The organism is Glycomyces sp. NPDC046736 (genome assembly GCF_040645615.1).
Taxonomy (GTDB): domain Bacteria; phylum Actinomycetota; class Actinomycetes; order Mycobacteriales; family Micromonosporaceae; genus Glycomyces.
Window position 1 is genome coordinate 159,685 of sequence record NZ_JBEYYO010000006.1, and the last position, 18,276, is coordinate 177,960.

Annotated in this window: 16 protein-coding genes; 9 read left to right on the top strand and 7 right to left on the bottom strand. The window is 70.0% G+C overall.

The genetic code is table 11. The features are described from left to right. Nucleotides 1–4: 4 nt before the first annotated feature. From AB0B28_RS08785 to AB0B28_RS08795, 3 genes are read left to right on the top strand one after another with little or no spacing between them, the layout of a single operon-like run. Entirely contained in the window at nt 5–928 is a 924-nt protein-coding gene (locus AB0B28_RS08785) for a sugar ABC transporter permease (RefSeq protein WP_360118722.1), read from the top strand. Between the two features lies 1 nt (nt 929). Further along, nucleotides 930–1,790: a carbohydrate ABC transporter permease gene (locus AB0B28_RS08790; RefSeq protein ID WP_360118724.1), complete on the top strand. Its 861-nt coding sequence runs from the start codon at nt 930–932 to the stop codon at nt 1,788–1,790. After that, nucleotides 1,790–2,791, top strand: coding sequence for a zinc-dependent alcohol dehydrogenase family protein (locus AB0B28_RS08795; protein ID WP_360118726.1), 1,002 nt, complete (start codon nt 1,790–1,792; stop codon nt 2,789–2,791). The genes AB0B28_RS08790 and AB0B28_RS08795 overlap by 1 nt, the downstream gene beginning before the upstream one ends. Nucleotides 2,792–2,850: 59 nt before the next feature. Here AB0B28_RS08795 and AB0B28_RS08800 read toward each other — a convergent pair whose 3' ends face one another. The 3 genes from AB0B28_RS08800 to AB0B28_RS08810 form a co-directional block, all read right to left on the bottom strand. Next, entirely contained in the window at nt 2,851–3,693 is an 843-nt protein-coding gene (locus AB0B28_RS08800; protein WP_360118802.1) for a DUF1996 domain-containing protein, read from the bottom strand. Nucleotides 3,694–3,808: 115 nt separating this feature from the next. Then, complete coding sequence (locus tag AB0B28_RS08805) at nt 3,809–5,971, bottom strand: discoidin domain-containing protein (RefSeq protein ID WP_360118728.1); 2,163 nt, start codon at nt 5,969–5,971, stop codon at nt 3,809–3,811. Nucleotides 5,972–5,997: 26 nt separating this feature from the next. Beyond that, the gene (locus AB0B28_RS08810) at nt 5,998–7,848 is read right to left on the bottom strand and encodes a hypothetical protein (RefSeq protein WP_360118730.1); all 1,851 of its coding nucleotides are present in this window, start codon (nt 7,846–7,848) and stop codon (nt 5,998–6,000) included. 216 nt (nt 7,849–8,064) lie between these two features. On the opposite strand from AB0B28_RS08810, the gene AB0B28_RS08815 reads away from it, so the two are divergent. The 3 genes from AB0B28_RS08815 (at nt 8,065) to AB0B28_RS08825 (ending at nt 10,543) form a co-directional block, all read left to right on the top strand. After that, nucleotides 8,065–9,096, top strand: coding sequence for a LacI family DNA-binding transcriptional regulator (locus AB0B28_RS08815; RefSeq protein ID WP_360118732.1), 1,032 nt, complete (start codon nt 8,065–8,067; stop codon nt 9,094–9,096). A gap of 68 nt (nt 9,097–9,164) precedes the next feature. After that, nucleotides 9,165–9,872, top strand: a complete 708-nt coding sequence (locus tag AB0B28_RS08820) for a hypothetical protein (protein WP_360118734.1) — start codon at nt 9,165–9,167, stop codon at nt 9,870–9,872. 134 nt (nt 9,873–10,006) lie between these two features. Next, a complete protein-coding gene (locus tag AB0B28_RS08825) occupies nt 10,007–10,543 on the top strand; it encodes an NUDIX domain-containing protein (protein ID WP_360118736.1) in 537 nt (178 codons plus the stop codon). Here the strand turns inward: AB0B28_RS08825 and AB0B28_RS08830 are convergent. From AB0B28_RS08830 to AB0B28_RS08840, 3 genes are all read right to left on the bottom strand, one after another. Next, nucleotides 10,540–11,649, bottom strand: a complete 1,110-nt coding sequence (locus AB0B28_RS08830) for a hypothetical protein (protein WP_360118738.1) — start codon at nt 11,647–11,649, stop codon at nt 10,540–10,542. The two genes, AB0B28_RS08825 and AB0B28_RS08830, sit on opposite strands and share 4 nt — an antisense overlap. Continuing rightward, a complete protein-coding gene (locus AB0B28_RS08835) occupies nt 11,646–13,097 on the bottom strand; it encodes a hypothetical protein (RefSeq protein ID WP_360118740.1) in 1,452 nt (483 codons plus the stop codon). The genes AB0B28_RS08830 and AB0B28_RS08835 overlap by 4 nt, the downstream gene beginning before the upstream one ends. Nucleotides 13,098–13,272: 175 nt before the next feature. Continuing rightward, complete coding sequence (locus tag AB0B28_RS08840; RefSeq protein ID WP_360118741.1) at nt 13,273–14,445, bottom strand: homogentisate 1,2-dioxygenase; 1,173 nt, start codon at nt 14,443–14,445, stop codon at nt 13,273–13,275. Between the two features lie 224 nt (nt 14,446–14,669). Between AB0B28_RS08840 and AB0B28_RS08845 the strand changes: the two genes are divergently transcribed. The 3 genes from AB0B28_RS08845 (at nt 14,670) to AB0B28_RS08855 (ending at nt 17,787) form a co-directional block, all read left to right on the top strand. Next, nucleotides 14,670–15,461 carry a hypothetical protein gene (locus tag AB0B28_RS08845; RefSeq protein ID WP_360118743.1) on the top strand — a complete coding sequence of 264 codons (792 nt, stop codon included), beginning with the start codon at nt 14,670–14,672 and terminating at the stop codon, nt 15,459–15,461. Next, nucleotides 15,458–16,681: a fumarylacetoacetase gene (gene fahA / locus AB0B28_RS08850; RefSeq protein ID WP_360118745.1), complete on the top strand. Its 1,224-nt coding sequence runs from the start codon at nt 15,458–15,460 to the stop codon at nt 16,679–16,681. The genes AB0B28_RS08845 and fahA overlap by 4 nt, the downstream gene beginning before the upstream one ends. Before the next feature lie 65 nt (nt 16,682–16,746). Next, nucleotides 16,747–17,787, top strand: a complete 1,041-nt coding sequence (locus AB0B28_RS08855; RefSeq protein ID WP_360118747.1) for an SAM-dependent methyltransferase — start codon at nt 16,747–16,749, stop codon at nt 17,785–17,787. Here the strand turns inward: AB0B28_RS08855 and AB0B28_RS08860 are convergent. Then, nucleotides 17,784–18,266, bottom strand: a complete 483-nt coding sequence (locus AB0B28_RS08860; RefSeq protein WP_360118749.1) for an Lrp/AsnC family transcriptional regulator — start codon at nt 18,264–18,266, stop codon at nt 17,784–17,786. The genes AB0B28_RS08855 and AB0B28_RS08860 overlap by 4 nt on opposite strands. Nucleotides 18,267–18,276: the final 10 nt, after the last annotated feature.

The window sequence follows — 18,276 nt, forward strand, 5'->3', positions numbered from 1 at the left end:
CCAGATGAGCACAACCGACACCCCGCCCGCGGTGCGCCGCGGGCGGGCGGCCCCCGGCGCCGCCGAGGGCTGGCGCCGCCGCTTCCCGCTGCTGCCCGCGCTGCTCCTGGTGGTGGTGCTGACGCAGCTGCCGTTCCTGGCCACGGTCTACTACAGCCTCCAGGACCGCAACCTCATGCGCCCCGGCGAGACCGCGTTCGCCGGGCTCGGCAACTACGCCGAAGTCCTCGGGGACGCGCAGTTCCGCGGGGCCGTGCTCAACACGGTGTTCCTCACCGTCACCGTGGTGCTGTGCTCGATCGCCCTGGCCACCGCCCTCGCGGTGCTCCTGGACCAGAAGTTCCTGGGCCGCAACGTGGTCCGCACCCTCTTGATCACCCCGTTCCTGGTCATGCCCGCCGCGGCGGCCCTGATCTGGAAGCACGCGATCTACAACCCGCTGTTCGGGACGCTCAACTGGATGCTCTCGCCGTTCGGGGTCGAGCGCGTCGACTGGGTCTCCGAGCACCCGATGTTCTCGCTCGTGGTCATGCTGGTGTGGCAGTGGACCCCGTTCATGATGCTCATCGTGCTCGCCGGGCTCCAGAGCCAGAGCACCGAGATCCTCGAAGCGGCCAGAGTGGACGGCGCCGGGCCGATGAAGATCTTCTGGCGCATCACCTTCCCGCAGCTGCGGCGGTTCATCGAGCTCGCGGTGCTGCTCGGCTCGATCTTCATCGTGCAGACCTTCGACCCGATCTACCTGGTCACCCAGGGCGGTCCCGGGCAGGCCACCACGAACCTGCCGTACTTCATCTACCAGCGGACGTTCCGCGCGTTCGAAGTGGGCGAGGCCGCCGCGGCCGGCGTGGTGGTCGTCATCGCGACCATCGTGATCGCCACGTTCGCGTTGCGCCTGTTCGCGAGCATGTTCCGAGAGGAGCGCTGACATGGTCCAGACCGAGACCCCCGTGCGCCGCCGCCGACCAGGCCGCGGAGCCCGCACCCTCAAGTCCGGCGGCGTGGCCCTCTTGGCCTGGCTCGCGGCCCTGGTGTTCTTCTTCCCGGTCCTGTGGATGTTCGTCTCGGGCTTCAAGCAGGAGGCCCAGGCGGCCACCGACCCGCCCACGTTCTTCTTCACGCCCACGCTCGACCAGTTCGAGGCGATCCTGGGCCGGGACTTCACGCCGTTCCTGCTCAACTCGCTCATGGCCTCGGTCGGGTCCACGATCCTGGTGATCGTCCTGGCCACGCCCGCGGCCTACGCGCTGTCGCTCGCGCCCATTCCCAAATGGAAGGACTCGCTGTTCTTCTTCATCTCGACCCGGTTCATGCCCCCGGCCGCGATCATCCTGCCGCTGTACATCATCGCGAACAATGCGAACGTGCTCGACAACATCACGATGCTCTCGCTGATCTACACGGCCATGAACCTGCCGATCGCGGTGTGGATGATCCGCTCGTTCCTACTGGAAGTGCCCACCGCGGTCCTGGAGGCCGCGAAGGTCGACGGCGCGGGGTTCCTGACCGAGATGCGCCGCATCATCCTGCCGATGATCGCGCCCGGCCTCGCGGCCACCGCGCTCATCTGCTTCATCTTCGCCTGGAACGAGTTCTTCTTCGCCGTGAGCCTGACCTCGACCCGGGCCGCGACCGTGCCGGTGTTCCTCACCGGCTTCATCACCAGCGAGGGCCTGTTCCTCGCCCGCCTGTCCGCCGCCGCCACGATGGCCGCCCTCCCCGTGATCCTCGCGGGCTGGATCGCCCAGAAGTGGCTCGTGCGCGGCCTGACCATGGGAGCCGTGAAGTAATGAGAGCCGTCGTCATCGAAGGCCCGCATCAGATCAACGTGACCACAGTGGACGACCCGACGCCGGGTCCCCGCGAGGTCGTCCTGGCCGTCTCGGGAGCCGGCATCTGCGGCACCGACCTCCACGTGCTCGACGGCGACCTCGAAGGCTCGGTCTACCCGATCGTGCCCGGCCACGAGTTCGCCGGCACCGTCGCCGCCGTCGGGACCGCCGTCACCGAATTCAGTGTCGGCGACCGGGTCGCGGTGGACCCCAACATCTTCTGCGGGGAATGCCACTACTGCAAGATCGGCCACGGCAACCTCTGCGAGCAGTACAACGCGCTCGGGGTGATCGCCGACCCCGGCGCGGCGGCCGAGTACTGCGTTGCGCCCGTGGGGAACTGCTATCTGCTGCCCGAGTCGGTCTCGCTCGACCACGCCCCGCTCATCGAACCGCTCTCGTGCGCGGTGCACGGGTTCGACCTGCTGCGCGGGCGCATCGGCGAGCGCTACCTCGTCTACGGGGCCGGGACGATGGGCCTCATGATGGCCCAGCTCGCCCGCTTCGCGGGCGCCGCAGAGGTGTCCGTAGTGGACATCAACGCCGACCGGCTCCCCGTGGCCGCCGCCCTCGGCGCCGACCGCGTGGCCACCAGCGCCGACGAGCTCGACCGGCCCGAGGGTTGGGAGGTCGTCATCGACTGCACCGGCGCCGTCCCGGCCATCGAGGACGGCCTCACCAGGGTCCGAAAGGGAGGGACCTTCCAGGTCTTCGGCGTGGCCCCCGAGGCGGCCACGGCCAAGTTCAACCCGTTCCGGGTCTACAAGGACGAGATCCACATCGTCGGCTCGATGGCCGTGCTCCACAGCTTCGGGCGCGCGGTGGACCTCATGGCCAAGCAGGTCGTCGACCCCGACGTCATGATCAGCCACCGCTTCGGCCTCGACGACTACGCCCAGGCCGTGGACCTCTTCCGCGCCGGGACCGGACGCAAGATCCAGATCCAGCCCGGCAAGTGACGCAAGAAGAGTCCCCGCCCGGGAACCGCCGGGCGGGGACTCTGGTCTCTATAGGAGGGTCACGGGATCAGGACGTAGTCCTCGTCGAGGACCGCGCCGCGGTCGGGCTTGTACAGGTCGTACCCGCGCGAGTCGCATTGCAGGCCACCGTTGATGCAGTGGTCGACCATCGCCGCGAGGGTCTCGGGCTCCCAGGCGTTGAAGAAGTCGTAATGCCACGACTCCCCGCCGCCGCTGGACAGCCGCACGTCCGACATGTCGCCGTTGACCGGCCAGTGGATCTTGAACTCGATCATCGGCACCGCCACCGGGTGCGTCGAGGTGCACGAGCCGTTCACCGGGTACGCCATGTGGCTCTTGTGATCGGCCGAGTCGAGGTTCACCCCGTCCCAGCAGCTCGGCGCCTGGTAGCGGATGTTCAGCCACGAGTAGTCGGGGCAGTAGTCGGGGATCTCCCAGTTGAAGAAGTCCTCCCCGCACTCGTAGCCCTCGACCGACCCGGGGGCGTTCGCGAACTCCTCGGGCGTGGCCAGCATGTCCCCGGCCACGAACCGCAGCCCCGGCGGGAACGGCTCGACGGCGGTGTAGTCCAGGATGCCGGACTTGTAATAGACCACCAGCTGCCAGTCAGTGACGATCGGCTCGTCCCCGCGCATGAGCGTGGGGAACCAGTACGCCGAGCGGTCGGCCGGCACCAGACAGGTCGTGTTGCCCGCTTCCAGGTCCTCCAGGTCGGTGTACGCGTCCACGTTCGTGTTCCCGATGAACGTGTGGCTGTGCGAGGCCCCGGGCTGGCCGGGGAAGACGATCGGGTCGTCGTTGGCGATGTGGTCGACGGTGCAGTTGGCCTGGAACTCGTGGTGGGTCACCAGGTCGTCAGCGGTGGCATTGGGCGCCACCATGAGTGCTGTGGCAGCCGCCGCGAGCGCCGCCGTGGCGATCGCGGCGAGACGCAGTCGCATCTCGGTCTCCTTTCGTGGGGGCGGGCCGCGCGAGCGGCCCGCCCGGGGTGGATCATCAGGTGTAGACGCCGAACTCGTAGAGCGAGTAGCCCCATTCGGTGGCCCGCTCGGTGCAGAGCACCCGCACGTACCGGCCCGAACCGCTGAGCTCGATGGTGTCCGCGCCGCCGTTGCCGCCGGTCACGGTGTGGATGGTGGTCCAGTTCGCGTTGTCGTCCGAGACCTGGATCTGGTAGCCGGTGGCGTAGGCGGTCTCCCACACCAGCTGCACGGCGTCGAAGTCCTCGCTCTGGCCCAGGTCGACCGAGATCCACTGCTCCGGACCCCATTCGCTGGCCCAGCGGCTCGCCAGGTCGCCGTCGACGGCGAGCGCGGGCGTGTGGCCGCCCCACTCCTGGAAGGTGGACGCGTCGGCGTTCTTGCCCTGGGCGATGTTCTCGCCGTCCACATCGGGCAGAGTGACCTCGAAGGACCGGCTCTCGACGCCCACGTTGCCGTTGCCGTCCTCGACCCAGACGTAGAGCTTCCAGACCCCGAGGATCTCGGGGGCGCGGATCGAGATCGTGCCGTCGCCGTTCACGGTGTAGTCGGCCAGCAGCATGTCCCACGAGCCGTTCACGTAGGCGCTGTTGACCATCGGGATGTATTCGAGGGTGTCGCCGTCGGGGTCGGCGACGTCGAGGGTCACGGTGAACTCCTCGCCGCCCACGACCGGACCGTCGAGGCCGAGATCCATATCGGAGATCACCGGCGGGGTGTTCGACGGCGCGGTGCCGCCGAAGGCCTCGGTGACCGTGTAGTACGACAGGCGCTTGTTGCCGCCGGGGATGAGGTTGAACCACACGCCTCCGAAGTCGCCCTCGGTGCCGAAGTGGAACAGGGTCGCGCCGAGCGCGACGCCCTCGTGGTCGGTGATGCACTCCCAGGCCTCGGTGTAGGCCGCGGCCTTCTCGACGTCGCCGGGCTCGTCGGGGACCCCGTTGGCGTCGTCGGGCACTTCCCACTCACCGGCGGGCCCGCCCTCGGTGATGACGTAGGGCCGGTCGTAGCCGCCGTCGTTCCAGGCCTGCTCCACGCCGCAGATGTCCCCATAGGAGTTCACCGCGAGGAGGTCCAGGTCGGGGGAGTTGGCCTCGTAGTACTCCCACGCGCCGGTCCACGCGTCGGTGGAGGTCACCGGGTGGTCGGCGTCGACGGCGTGGATGGCCACGGCCACTTCGTTCACGAACGAGGTGTACGCGTGGCGCTGCGCCTCGACTTCGTCAGGGCCGTAGCAGTTCTGGAGGCCCAGCACCGACTCGTTGCCCACGTTCCACATGAGCACGCCCGGGTGCGACTTGTAGGTCTCGACCCAGCCGACGATGTCGGAAAGCGCCTGGGACTTGTAGGCGGTGTCGGTGGTGTAGTCGATGCAGCCGCCCGAGCCGGGTCCGCCGCCGGGCAGGAGCCAGAAGCCGAGCATGACCTTGATGTCGTGCTGCGCCGCCGAGTCCAGAAGGGGCAGTGAGGACGCGTCGGTGCCCCACGTGCGCAGCGTGTTCACGCCCATGTCCTTGAGCTGGGGCATGTACGTCGCGGCCTCGGCGGTGGACGGGCCCCAGGTGAGGCCCTTGACGGTGAACGGCTCGCCGTCCACGGTCAGCTGCCAGTTCCCCTGGCTGCCGACCACTTCCACGACGGACGGGCCGTCGGGGAGCTGGTTGCCCTCGCCCGCGACGCAGCCGAACACCTCGAAGCTCCACAGCGAGTAGCCGTAGCCCGAGCCGCGCTCGGTGCCTTGCATGCGGACGTACCGGCCGGTGGCGTCCAGGGCGATCGTGTCGGTGCCGCCGTCCCCGGCGGATTCGGTGTGGACGGTGGTCCAGTTCGAGCCGTCGGCCGAGACCTGGATCTGGTAGCCCTTGCCGAAGGCCCCTTCCCAGACCAGTTCGACGCGGTCGAGCTTGAACACGTCGCCGAGGTCGACCTGGATCCACTCGTCGTCGGCGAAGGCCGAGGACCAGCGGGTGTCGGGGTCGCCGTCGAACGCGTTCGAGGCGGGGTAGTAGTCGGGGTTCTCCTCGGACGAGGCCGAGGCCGGGCGCTGCTGCGAGAGCAGCGCGACCTCTTCCTGCGCCTGTGCCGGACTCAGCGCGACGGCCCAGGCCGTGGCGGCGAAGAACAGCGCGGTGATGAGCGCGGTGGCCCTGCGGGCCTGCCGCGACAGCGGCGATCTCATGTGCGTTCCTTTGCGGGGGAGGGGATTCACGGGTAGCTCACCACGTAGCTGGTGAACACGGAGTCGTCGACCTGGTCGCCGGTCTCGTTGATGACGCGGCGGATGGTGCCCACCCCGCCGAGCGAGACGCTGACCAGGCTGGTGAAGCGCACGCCTTCACGTTCGGGCGCTTCGAAGGCGCGGTCGCAGATCACGCCGGGGTTGACGTTGAAGAACGAGTAGCCTCCGCCGCCCCACAGGGCGTGCTCGGCCACCCCGTCGTCCACTTTGTACGCGGCCCAGCCGAGTGCGGGAGCCGGGCGCCAAGTCGCGTTGTCCGGCGGGTCGTAGGGCAGCTCGCTCTGGAAGAAGTAGGTCCGGCCCCGCTCTCCGGCCCAGACCACCTGGTGCTCCTGGTAGTGCTCGGCGAAGAGCCCGTAGGAGGTCACGTCGTCCCCGTTGACCACCATGCCGGTGACGGCGGGGTTGACGTCCCACCCGATGCCCTCGCCGTGGTCGCCGCGCCACAGCCACAGGTGGTCGGTGATCACGTTGCGGCTGTTGATCTCCAGACTCGTGTGCGCCGCGCCCGGGTGCGCGCCGCCGATGCGGGCGAACAGGTCGTGCAGCGAGGTCGGGTCGGCGGCGTGGTCGGTCGAGGAGCCGGGAGTCCCGACCTGCACCAGCACGGCCGACTCCTGGGCGCCCGCGTCGATGAGCAGACCCGCGAGCACCACACCGTCCACATCGGCCACCGCGATCGCGGTCTGCCCGGCGGTGGGGATGATGGTCGCCAGGCCCAGGCCCAGCACCACGGTGCCGGGGGCGTCCACCTGGATCGTCTGGTCGAACTCGTAGACCCCGGGCGTGAACAGCAGGTGCCTGCCCTCGCTCAGCGCCTGGTTGACGGTGGCGGCGCTGGTGCCCGGCAGCACCACGTAGAACTCGGCGAGCGAGATCGAGCTGCCCTCAGGCGAACCGCCCTCCCAGCTCGTGCCCGAGACGTTCCGCCGGATCGCGGGCTTGAACACCCGGAACTCGCCGTCCGAGGCGATGTAGAGGAACGGCTTCTCGCGGATCACCGGAGTCGTGTCCACTGTGGTGTGTGAGGGGTCGGGGAAGTGGTGCGCGGGGGCGCCGTGGACGCCCACGAACACCATGTTCCACACCGAACCGGCCCAACCGCTTTGGAAGACCGAGTTGCGGGTGAAGAACTGCTGCTGGGAGCCGGAGACCACGGTCCCGGAGAAGCGCGAGTCGGCGAAGAACCCGCCCGAGGCCCAGCCTTCGTAGCCGTCCCACAGTTGCATTTCGAGCGTCTGGAGGTCGATGCGCCGGAACGGCGCGGCCTGTGAGACGGCCCAGCGGGCGATCTGCCCCTCGGGGTTTCTGACGGTGAGGTTCTCGGCCGAGCGCCAGAAGTTCTGCGTGGCGTTGCCCTTGTAGTTCGGGTCGCCCTGGTCGAGCCAGTCGGCCTCGACCCGCAGGTGTCCGTTGAGGACGGTGTCGCCCGGGAGGAGCCCGAGACCGGCGACCTGGGTGTAGAAGCGCAGGTCGATGTCGGCGCTGTAGGTGCCGGGGCGGAACAGGACCGCGTGCCGTTCGCGGCCGAACTGGTTGGTGCGCATCTGGTCGGTGATGGCGTCGACCGCGCTCTGGATCTCGGCGGCCGGAGTGGACTCGGAGAACACCAGGGTGTTCGGGCCGAGGTCGGGGTCGAACGCGTCGGTGGGGTCGAGCATGCCCGGGTGCGCGGCGCAGTCGTCCGCGTCTGCTTCCTGGGCTTGGGCGATCACGCCGCCGAGGCCGAGGCCCGCGGTGACGGCGGCGGCAGCGGCCCCGCCGAGGGCGACGCGGCGGCCGACGCCGCGGCCGGGGGTTGGGAGTTGTTCCTGCATGTGCGCCTCCAAGGAGGATCGGAACGATGAGCTTCTGTCGGGAAATTCTTGGTACATATGGGAGAGCGCTCTCCCATATCGCCATGCTAAACCGGTCATTTCGAGATTGTCAAGTACTTCGATATCTTGATATGCGGCCGAAATTTCGGGCACCGCAGGAGGTTTCGCCGCGTTCGCATGGGAGAGCGATTTCCAAGAATGTGCTATAACTTGGCGATGAGCGCTGATCCCTCTCCCACGCTTGAGGACGTGGCCCGCGTCGCCGGGGTCTCCCGGGCGACGGTCTCGCGCGTCGTCAACCAGACGCGCAACGTGGCCCCCGAGATCCAGGAGGTCGTGTTCCGCGCGGTCGAGGCCACCGGCTACGTGCCGAACCGCGCCGCGCGGTCGCTGGTGACCCGCCGCAGCGAGGCCGTGGGCGTGGTCGTGGCGGGCACGAACCTCTCCGACAGCCTCCATGCTGGACAGTTCCTCACCGACCCGTTCTTCGGCAGGCTCCTCACCGGCATCATCGGCGCGCTCAAGCCGCGCGGGATCTTCCCGGCTTTGATGCTCGCCGAGAACGAGGCCGACGACGTGGCGATCACCGCGTACTTCAAGCAGGGCAACGCCGACGGCGCGCTGCTCATCTCGACCTACCCCGACGAGCGGCTCCCCGAACTCCTCGCCGGGGTCGGGCGCCCCTCGGTCCGCTTCGCGCGGCCCGCGCGCCCGGCACCGGTGAGCTATGTGGACCTCGCGCATCGCGAAGGCGGACGTATGGCCGCCGAACACCTTGCGTCCCTGGGCAAGCGAAGGCCGGTAGCGGTGAGCGGCCCGCTGGAGATCCCCGCGTCGCTGGAGCGCCAGGCCGGCTACGAGGAGGGCTGGGCCCGGCACGGCTGCGCGTTCGTGCCCACCGCCGAGGGCGGATTCACCTACGACAGCGGTGAACTGGCGATGAAGGACCTGCTCGACCGCGCGCCCGACCTGGACGCGGTGTTCGCCGCGAGCGACCTCATGGCGCAGGGCGCGATCCACGCGCTGCACGACGCGGGCCGCGACGTCCCCGGCGACGTGGCCGTGGTCGGCTTCGACGACAGCGCCCCGGCCCGGATCAGCCGCCCTTCGATCACCACGATCCGCCAGCCCCTCGAAGCGATGGCCGCCGAGATGGTCCGCCTGCTCCTCGAACGCATCGACCAGCCCTCGCCCGAGCCCACGTCGGTGATCTTCGACCCCGAACTCATCGTCCGCGAATCGGCCTGAATCGAGCCGGTGGCGCAGGGCCGCTACCGTCGACGCATGCCCGCGAACCCTCGCTATCCGGTGCGCCCATGACCCGCTGGATTCCCGCCGCCGACTGGTGGGTCGAACTCGCCCTCGTCCCGGCCGCGCTCGGCACGATCTTCTGGTCGCTGTGGTACCAGGCGTACCTGTCCCCGCCCGGCGGCCAATACGGTGTGGGCGCAGGGATTCTCGCGGGGCTGTGGTTCATCGTGTTCTGCCTGGTCGACATCCAGCGCTTCCGCCACCGCGCCGCGATCCTCCTCATCGTCCCGCTCGCGCTCCCGGTCGGCCTGGCATGGTCGGCAGTGGACGATCTGGCCATGTATCAGCGCGGCGTGGTCGAAGACTGCCCGGTGAGCGACGAGTACACCTACCAGGTCTCGAACAAGTTCGGCACCCACTGGGAGACCAGGTACATATTGGACTGCGAACAGGGCGAGGCCGAGGTCACCTTCGCCGCGGCGGCCCCGGAGGAGTCGTACGACACCGATGGGGAATCCGACTACGACCTCGACAGTGATTACGACAATGACTACGACTGGGATTCGGGCTACGACGCCGAGTACACCTGGGACGACGGCCCCACGTCCTATGAGGTCGAATACGACCCCCTCGGCATCCTGAAGGCCCGCACCGGCGACTACATGAGCGAAGGCGACAAGAACCCGGCGGGTGCGCTTTACTTCGCGGGCTTCCTCGCCTTGGCCGCGATCGGGGTGCGCCTATACGCGGTCCACGCCAGGGAACACGGCTGAGAGACCCGGCATCCATCTGGGTGCTCGGGTGTCAGGAGCGTCGTGCGTTCCCACCCGGCCCTCCATGACGCGGGTGCGGGCGCCTGGATCGCCGCCTTCCGCCTGCCGGACCGGCCGCCTGGCACAATACGCCCGTGCCCATCACCATCGCCCACCTTCGCGACCAGCTCGACGCCTATCTCGAACGCTGGCCAGGCGACGCCGCCGAGATCGCCCCGCTCCTCGCGCTCGACTCGCCGGCGGGCTTCGACCGCGCCACGATGCCCGGCCACGTCACGGCCTCGGCGATCGTCCTCAACCCCTCCGGCGAGGTGCTCCTCATCCACCACAAGGCGATCGGCCGCTGGTTCCAGCCCGGCGGCCATCTCGACCCCGCCGACCCCACCCTCCCGGCCGCCGCGCGCCGCGAAGCCGCCGAGGAAACCGGCATCGCCCCGGCCGACCTCCACCTGGCCGACCCCGCCCCGATCCACATCGACATCCACCCCATCCCCGCCAACCCCCGCAAACACGAAGGCCCCCACCACCACTACGACATCCGCTACGCCTTCCACACCCCTACAGCCACTCTCAATCCCAACAAACGAGAAGTCCTAGCGGCCGAATGGCGCCCACCAACCGACCTCGACAACCCCGCCTTCGTCAAGCGAGTCCAGGCCATCCGGGGCTAGTACGCCTGGACCGCGCGGTAGTGGTCGACGATGTGCTGCTGGAGCAGCTCGCCGAACCCGGCCTGGTGGATGCGCGCGGCGAGCGCCCCGGGTTCGAGCCGGAGTGACGCAGCGGTCGCCTCCAGGTGCCACTGGTGCTCGGCGAGCGCGTCGAGCAGCCGGGCGCGGCGAAGCTGCGTCTCCGACAGCCGGTACGACCGGAGGTAGGCGAGCGTGCCGTCCTCATGCGTGATCGCCTCGCCCACATGGCCTTCCGGACGCATCAGGTCCGTGGGCCTGAACCCGTGCAGCGCGTACTCGCCCATCCGATACTGCTCGTGGAACCGGCTTGCGGCCCCGATCAGCCCGGCCGCCATCGTCGCGTCGTGGAAGGCCGCCCACTCGGCCTCGGCGGTCGCGACCCGTGCCCGCAGTTCCTCCACTGTGGTCACCGACGACTCGTCGATCCGGGCCTCGAACTCGCCGACCGCCCGGTGCGTCAGCGCATAGCGATAGATCAGTTCGCTGTAGTGGTCCTCGATCAATGTCGCGTGCAACGCCCGGTAGTCGTCGGGATGCGGCGTGACCAGCACCCCCGCGAGGGCGTCGGCGGTGTACACCAGCACCCCGCACTGCCCGGGGTAGATCTCGAAGACGCGCAGCGCCTCCCGCAGACCGGTCATGTCCTCACCCGTACGGCGCGGCGTCTCAGCATTCGGCAGTCCGCGCCTGAACGCCTCCGGTCGCCATGCGGGCCAAGCGATCTCGGGCGACATGAACGTCAGCGGCAGGTACGACTCCAGCGCCACGCGGTGCGGTACGAACCGCACCCGGGTGCGGCGGCCGAGCTTCGTCGGCGGCTTCCGCGAACGCCGCACCGTGTTGGCGGCCATCTGGAGTGCGCTCCCGTACGCGGGCACGGCGGTGCCGTCGCCGGTCCATTCGGCGATGAGGCCGTGCGGCGCATACCAGCAGCCGCGCATCTTCTCGTACACAATGGAATCCCGTGCCGCCGGGTGCAGCCGCAGCGACTCGATCGGCTCGGGCCGCACCAGCGGCACCAACCGGATCCCGCCCCACACCTGGCCGGGGCGCGTCTTGAGGCCCGTGAACGTCAACCGCGTCATGCGTCCTCCTCGGCGAGCCGCCGTTCGACGCGCGCGTCGATGTGCGACCGCAGCTCGTCGAGCCCGGCCCGACCGGCCGCGAACCGCGCGAACGCCACCAGCTCGGGCAGGTCCTCCGCGTCCCGAATCCCCGCGGTCGGCGTCGCCGCGTCGAAGGACCGCACCTGAAGACCCGCAGCGTCGAACACCGGGTTCAGGTGCACCACGGTCGTCGCGCCGTCAGGGTCGAGCCGCTCGCGCCACACGCGCAGCACTTCGGCGGCCATCCCGGCGGGCGCGTTGTCCCACCCGTCCGATACCACCACCACGAGCTCCGGTCGGGCCTCGAGCCCGTCGAGGAGACCCTGCCCGAGCGCGGTGACGCCCCGCGGCACCACGGTCAGCGCGTCCTCGCGCTCCGACAGCCAATGCGGTCGATAGTCCCCGGAGAGGCTTTCGAGCAGGAAGTGCACCGCGAGCGCCACCACCAGCGGCCTGCGCCGCTTCTCGTCCGACCCGCTCGACGAATAGCTGTCGTCCAGCACCGAGGCCACCGGCCCCCAGGTCCCGGCCCGGTCGCCCGCGACGCGGGCCGCGGCACCGCGAAGCGCGCCGGTCAACTCCGAGCGGCGCTCCTCGCGTTCGGGCACCGGCAGTGCCAGCACATACGCGGCCAACCGCGTCAACGGCATCCGACCCAGATCGGCCTCGTCGGCGGCGATGCCCGCACCGGTGCGGAGCGCGCTGCGCTGAAGCCGCAACCGTTCACCCCGAGTGAGCCGCGGTTCGATCCGCTTCAAGAACTCGGCCCGCGTGATCCGGTGCTTCGCGGCCAGTCCCTCGGCCACCGTGTACGGCAGCTCAAACACCGCCGACCGGTCGAAGTGCGCGCGCCGCCAAGTCTCGAACAACGGCGTGGCGTACCGGCCGACCGACATGGGCGCGAACAGGAACCGCTCCAACTCGGCGCCCTCGGACCCGCCGAAGCCGTCCACGGCCAGGTGCGCGTGCCGCACCGCCCGCTTGAACCCGGCCCGGTACTTCACGGCCTCGAACGCCAGATGCTCGCGGCCCCGGAGCCATTCGCGCATCACCGCCCGGGTCCGCCGGTTGTTGACGCCCTCCCGCTGCAACGCGGTGAACAGCCGGTACACCCGCTGCGGCGCCATCCTTCGCAGCGTGACGCGGATGAGGCGGCCTTCGCGTTCGCGCTGCGCAGCAGTCGCCTCGCGGCCCGAGTGCAGCAGCGCGGCGATGATCGCGGCCGCGTTGAAGTCGTTGACGCCGAGCGCGAGCGTCGCCGCGTACAGGTCCCGGTAGTTCACCCGCATGTACTCGTGCAGGAACTCGATCGACCACTGCTGGAGGCCGTCGCCCGAATGGAACTCGCGCTGGCCGGTCGAGGTGATCGCGGCGTTGACGAACAGCAGCGTGTCCTCGGCGGCGACGCGGTCGGCGGCGGTGTCCATGACGGGGCTCTCGGGGTGAGGGGAACGGGGCGCCGACCGGGGAATGATGGAGCGAAGGCGAACTGACGCTTACAAAACGGATCCGGAAATCGCACCTGAGTCCCGCGGTCGGCCGCCTCACCTTAACCGCGGGCGATGCCCGGCCGCCAGTGTGATTGCGGCCGGGCACCGGTGCCTAGCGGTTCCAGGTCCAGGCGTATTCGGGGTCTTCGGCGTCGAGGGCGCTTTGGCAGAGTTCGAGGGGGCGGAAGGTGTCGACCATGACGGCGAGTTCGTCGAAGGCTTCGGCGCCGATGGAGCGTTCGGCGGCGCCCGGCTGGGGGCCGTGGGTGAAGCCGGAGGGGTGGAGGGAGATCGAGCCCTGCTCGATGCCCGAGCCGCGGCGGGCCTCGTAGTCGCCGCCGCAGTAGAACATGACCTCGTCGGAGTCGACGTTGTGGTGGTTGTAGGGCACCGGGATCGCGTCCGGGTGGTAGTCCACTTTGCGCGGCACGAAGTTGCAGATCACGAAGTTCGGGCCCTGGAACACCTGGTGCGCGGGCGGGGGCTGGTGGATGCGGCCGGTGATCGGCTCGTAGTCGTGGATCGAGAACACCCACGGGTACAGGCACCCGTCCCAGCCGACGACGTCGAACGGGTGGTGCGCGTAGGTGAACTTCGTCCACAGGGTCGCCGAGCCGCGCCCGCGGTGCTGGACGTACACCTCCACGTCCTCGCCCTCGACCAGCAGCGGCTCGGTGGGGCTGCGCAGGTCGCGCTCGCAGTACGGGGAGTGCTCCAGGAACTGGCCGCGCACCGACAGGTACCGCTTGGGCGGGGTGATGTGCCCGGTGGACTCGACGACGAGGGTCCGCAGCGGCTCGTCGCCGGTCGGGACCACCCGGTAGATCGTGGACATCGGCATGATCAGGTAGTCGCCGCTCGAGATGTCGATCGCCCCGAACGAGGTCTCCACAGTGGCCGAACCGGCTTCGACGTAGATGCATTCGTCGCCGATCGCGTTGCGGTACAGCGGCGAAGGACGGTCGGCGACCGCATAGGAAATGCGACAGTCCGAATTGGACAGCAGGTGGTTGCGTCCGAAGATCGCGTCCCCGGCGGCGTCGAGCTTGTGGGTGCGGAAGTGCCGCGGCTTGAGCGGGTGGTTCGCCACCGGCTCGGCCCTCTCGGGCCGGTGCTCGGTGCTGGAGCTGATCGCGGTGGGAGCGAAGCGGTGGTAGAGCAGCGAGGAGTCGGAGGAGAACCCCTCCTGGCCCATCAGCTCCTCGGAGTACAGGCTTCCGTCGCCTTGGCGAAACTGCGTGTGTCGCTTGTCGGGGATCTGCCCGACCGAACGGTAGAACGGCACGTCGACTCCTTCGTCGGTTCGCGCGCGGGCCGAGGGTGTGGCCCCTGACGCGGTGGCTATACCAATTTGCGGCTCGCAAGCGTCGCCGAGCCTGCCCCGAGGATAACCGTCCCGCCGTTCGATTTCGACCGCTCCGCGCACCCGCGCGCACGCATCGGGCCGCTTCGCGCACCGCGTGCGCGGACCGGTGGACCCGAGCCGCCGCGCGCCCTTAGGCTCTGGGCATGGTTGAAGCGATCCCCGCGGTGCTGCGGGGCCTGATCGACGACGCGGCGCTCTTCCCACCAGGAAACGCGCCCCTCGAAGCGGCCGTCCCCGCCCACCGCGGGTACCGCCAGTCCTGGTTCGCCCCGATGATCGGACCGCTCCTGGTCCCGCAGTCCCGCCTCGGCGACCTGCACCCGCGCGAAGAACTGCGCATCGGCGTCATCGTCGACGGCGACCTCGAACGCGTCCCCGCCGACGTGGCCGCTCTCGACCCGCGCGTCACCGTCGCGCACTACGAGTCGCGCCACCCCCTCGACCGGCTCGCCGAGCACGCCCCCGCGTGGGGCCGCCCGGTCTACGCCGAGATCCCCTTCGACGAGGCCGCCGTCGAAGCGGTCCGCCCCACCGGCTTCACCCCGAAGTTCCGCACCGGCGGGCTCACCGCCGAAGCGTTCCCGCCGCCCGAGGCGCTCGCGGCCGCGATCCGCGCCTGCCGCCGCGGCGGTCTCCACTTCAAACTCACCGCCGGACTCCACAACGCCGTGCGCCACCGCGACCCGCGGACCGGTTTCGACCACCACGGCTTCCTGAACGTGCTGGTCGCAGTCGACGAGGCCGAGAGCAACGCCTCGCTCGACCAGGTCACCGAGACCCTCGCGTCCACCGACGCCGAAGGCCTCGCCGCCCGCGCCAAGCGGTTCCTCCACCGGCCCCGCGCCCTGTGGACCGCGTACGGCTCGTGCAGCGTGGACGAACCCATCGACGACCTCATCGCACTCGGCCTCCTGCACCGAGGGGAGCAATCATGACCGACACCAGCTGGGTCGAAGGCGCCGAAGCGGGCCCGTACGGCCTCGCCCACCTGCCCTACGGCGTCTTCTCGACCGCCAAGGACCCCGCCCCGCGCATCGGGGTGCGCATCGGCGACCAGATCCTCGACCTGCGGGCCCTGGCCACCGGCACGTTCTTCCTGCCGTGGATCCGCCCCGCCTTCCACGAGCACGACCTGGGCGGCTTCATGGCCATGGGCCCGCCCGCGTGGCGGCTCGTGCGCCACCAGCTCACCGAACTCCTCGGCGACGCCCGCCACCGCGACCAGTCCGCGACGCTGCTGACCCCGGTCGCCAAGGCCCGCATGCACCTGCCGTTCCAGGTGGCGGACTATGTGGACTTCTACGCGTCCGAAGACCACGCCACCAACCTCGGGCGGCTCTTCCGACCCGACGCAGAACCCTTGCTGCCCAACTGGAAGCACCTCCCGGTCGGCTACCACGGCCGCGCCGGGACCGTGGTCCCCTCCGGGACCCCGATCACGCGTCCCAGCGGCCAGCGCAAGACCAAGGACGGCCCGCTCGAATTCGGGCCCAGCGCGCGCCTCGACATCGAAGCCGAGGTCGGCTTCGTCGTCGGCGTCGGCACCGAACTGGGCACCCCGGTGAGCCCGGACGACTTCGCCGAGCACGTCTTCGGCGCGGTCCTGGTCAACGACTGGTCGGCGCGCGACATCCAGGCCTGGGAGTACGTGCCGCTCGGGCCGTTCCTGGGCAAGTCCTTCGCGACCTCGATCGGGCACTGGGTCACCCCGCTGGACGCGCTGGCCCCGGCCCGCACGACCGCGCCGGTGCAGGACCCGGAGCCGTTCGCCTACCTCAAGGAGGCCGAGCGGTTCGCCTACGACCTCTCGATCTCGGTGAGCTGGAACGGGACCGAGGTCTCGCGGCCGCCGTTCGCGGGCATGTACTGGACCCCGGCGCAGATGCTGGCGCACATGACGGTGAACGGCGCGAGCCTGCGCACCGGCGACCTGTACGCCTCCGGCACGGTCTCGGGTCCCGAGGCCGACCAGCGCGGCTCGTTCCTGGAACTGACCTGGAGCGGCCGCGACCCGGTGAGCGTGGGCGAGGGCGAGAGGCGCACGTTCCTCGAAGACGGCGACACGGTGGTCCTGAACGCGACGGCCCCGGGCCCGAACGGGACCCGGATCGGCCTGGGCGAGGTGAGCGGCACGATCCTCCCGGCCCTGGCCTGAGACCCTCGCGCACCCGGGCCTCGTTCCCGCTCGGGTGCGCGCGATCGCTGTGGGAGGATCACCGCGTGTTCCCAGACCCGCGCATCGTCGTCTCGACGGCCGAAGAGTCCCTTCCCCTCGCCATTCGCGAACTCGAACTCGACTTCGGGCCCGAAGCGAAGGTGGAGGCCATCGGCCCCGAGATGGCCGTCGTCACCGCCCCGAGCCTCTCCGCCCAGGAGGTCGCCGACCGCTGCGAGGCCGCGCCGCTGGTCTTCCCGCGCCACCTGACGGTCGAGGTCGCGCTCCTGGACGCGGACGCCGACCTCGACCGGATCGCCGCGGCCGCCCTCGCGGCCGTCCGCGAGGCCGCTCTCCCGCCCTCGCTCGCCCTCCAAGTTTGGGTCAGCGGCCCCTCCTCCTACGAGTTCGGCCCCGCCGCCGTCTTCGGCGCGATCGCCGCCGAGCTCGACGCCGCCGGGTACGCCGTCGCCAGGTCCGGCCGCCGCCACGTCCTCTCCTGCTGCCTCACGCCGCGAGGGATCCTGTTGGGCCTCAACGAGACCCGCGACAGCCTCAGCGACTGGCCCGGCGGCGGCGTGCGCCTCTCCAAGAGCCGCGACCAGATCTCCCGCGCCGAGTTCAAACTCGAAGAGGCGCTCACCGAGTTCGGCCTCGACCTGCCCGCGGGCGGCAACGCGCTCGACCTCGGGGCCGCCCCCGGCGGCTGGACCCGGATCCTGCGCCGCCGCGGCCTCCGCGTCTGGGCCGTCGACCCCGGCGACCTGGACGAACGCCTCGCCCGCGACGGCCAGATCAAGCACCTCAAGGTCACCGCCGGGCGCTTCCTCCACAGCAACCGCACCGTGTTCGACGTGGCCGTCAACGACATGCGCATGGACCCCAAGCTCAGCTGCGAGCTCATGGTCCGCGTCGCCGCGCACCTCGCGCCCGGCGCTCTGGCGGTCGTGACCCTCAAGACCGGCTCCCGCGAGGTCCTCGCCACGGTCAAGGCCTGCCTGGAGATCCTCACCGGGCCCTACGAGATCCTGCACGCCCGCCAGCTCCGCCACAACCGCCACGAGATCACCGTGGTCGCCCGCAGGACCGACGCCCCGGCCGACTAGGCCCCGACGGCGCGTTTGACCAGCGGAAGCGTCCGGTAGGGGATCTGCTCGACCAGGGCCACGACCGTGGAGGCCCGCAGGATGCCGTCGGCCGCCAAGACCCTGTCGATCACGCTTTGCAGCTCGGCGTTGGTGCGCGCGACGATCCGGCAGAGCATGTCGCCGGTGCCGGTGACCGTGTGGGCCTCCAGGACCTCCGGGATGTGCCCGAGCCCGCGGGCCACGCTCTCGTGGCCCACGGCCTGGCGCAGTTCGAGCGTGACGAAGGCCGTCACGGGGTACCCCAGGGCCGCGGGGTCGATCCGCGGGCCGAAGTCGCGGACCACGCCGCGCGAAGCGAGCTTGTCGAGCCGGGCCTGGACCGTGCCGCGCGCGACGCCAAGGCGCCTGGAGCATTCGAGGACGCCGATGCGCGGTTCGGCGTCGAGGAGTTCGATGAGTCGGGCGTCGAGGGCGTCGACCTGCGAGAGACTGGTCATGTTGTCCAGT